Source organism: Acidimicrobiales bacterium (genome assembly GCA_036399815.1).
Lineage (GTDB): Bacteria > Actinomycetota > Acidimicrobiia > Acidimicrobiales > DASWMK01 > DASWMK01.
Map to the genome: position 1 here is coordinate 1 of DASWMK010000163.1, position 1,698 is coordinate 1,698.

The 1,698-nt window shown below is 78.2% G+C and carries 2 protein-coding genes; both read right to left on the reverse strand.

Annotated elements, in window-relative coordinates; genetic code table 11:
• A partial coding sequence (locus tag VGB14_11780; protein ID HEX9993597.1) for a GTP-binding protein occupies window positions 1-454 on the reverse strand: 454 nt, incomplete at its 3' end.
• 2 nt (window positions 455-456) lie between these two features.
• Window positions 457-1,698, reverse strand: a 1,242-nt coding sequence (gene selA, locus VGB14_11785) for an L-seryl-tRNA(Sec) selenium transferase (protein HEX9993598.1), incomplete at its 5' end; no start/stop codon positions are given.

Below are 1,698 nucleotides of genomic sequence, written 5' to 3' on the forward strand. Positions count from 1 at the left end.
CGGCCGGGGCGTCGACCTCCACCACCTCGGCGCCGTCGAGGAACGACCCGGCCAGCCGGTCGGCCAGCTCCAGCCGGGCCAGCTCCCGCAGGTCGTCGTCGACCAGCCCGACCTTCGTCAGGGCCACCACCCCGGCCCTCACGCCGAGCAGCTCCAGGATGCGCAGGTGCTCCTCGGACTGGGGCTTCCAGCCCTCGGTGGCCGCCACCACGAACAGGCAGGCGTCCACCGCGCCGACCCCAGCGAGCATGTTCCGCAGGAAGCGGACGTGGCCGGGCACGTCGACGAAGGCCACCCCCCGGCCCGACGGCAGGGTGGTCCAGGCGAAGCCCAGGTCGATGGTCAGCCCCCGCCGCTTCTCCTCCTCCCACCGGTCCGGGTCGGTGCCGGTGAGGGCGAGGACGAGGGTGGACTTGCCGTGGTCGACGTGGCCGGCGGTGGCGACGACGTGCACGCTCAGGCGAGGGCGGCGGCCACGAGCTTGTCGTCGGCCGGGTCCACCGTCCGCAGGTCGCAGACCGTGCGGCCGTCGACCACCCTGGCGATCACGGGCGGGTCGGCGGCCCGCAGCCGGGCGGTGACGTCGCCGTCCACGGCCACGCCGGCCGACGGGATCTCCACCCCGGGCAGGGTGCCGCCGCCGGCCACCGAGGCGCAGTCGACCACCCGGCCGGTGCCGAGGGCGGCGGCTCGCCGGCGCACGTCCTCGACCGGCGTGGTCGCCATCCGCCAGAACGGCAGCGAGGCGCCGTCGCGGCGCAGGTAGGCGAGGGCCACGTCCTGGAGGGCGGCCAGCACCAGCCCGCCCGGTCGTAGGGCCCTGGCCAGCGGGTGGCGGGCGCAGGCGGCGACCAGGTCGGCCCGCCCGGCGACGACCCCGGCCGGGGGGCCGCCGAGCAGCTTGTCGCCCGAGAAGGTGACCAGGGCGGCGCCGGCGGCCAGGATCTGGCGGGCGGCCGGCTCGCCGGCCAGCCACGGCGGCGGGCCGCCGGGGAGCCACGGGCAGGCGGCGTCGAGGAGGCCGGAGCCGAGGTCGACGACCACGGGCGGGCCCAGCGCGGCCAGCGGCCCGACCGGGGTCGACTCGGTGAACCCGGTGATCCGGTAGTTCGACTGGTGGACCTTGAGCAGCAGGGCCACGTCGCCGGCCTCCACGGCCCGCCGGTAGTCGGCCACCCTCGTGCGGTTGGTGGTGCCCACCTCGACCAGCCGGGCGCCCGACTCGGCCATCACCTCGGGCACCCGGAAGCCGCCGCCGATCTCCACCAGCTCGCCCCTCGACACGGCCACGTCCCTGCCCCTGGCCAGGGCGGCGAGCACGAGGAGGACGGCGGCGGCGCCGTTGTTGACGACGAGCGCCGCCTCGGCGCCGCACGCCCTGGCCAGCAGGCCGCCGGCGTGGGCGCCCCGGCTGCCCCGCCGCCCGGTGGCGAGGTCCAGCTCCAGGTTGGTGAAGGCGGCCGGCTGGGTGACGGCGAGCGGGGCCCGCCCGAGGTTGGTGTGCAGCAGCACGCCGGTGGCGTTGACGACCGGTCGCAGCAGCGCCCGGCGCAGCGCCTCGGCCTCGTCCCTCGCCGCCTCGGGGCGACCGGCGGCGATCGCCGACCGGGCCGCCTCGACGAGGAGCGGGTGGGGCAGGCCGACGTCGGCCAGCGACCGGGCGAGGGCGGCGACCGACGGCGGGCGCGCGCCCGCGAG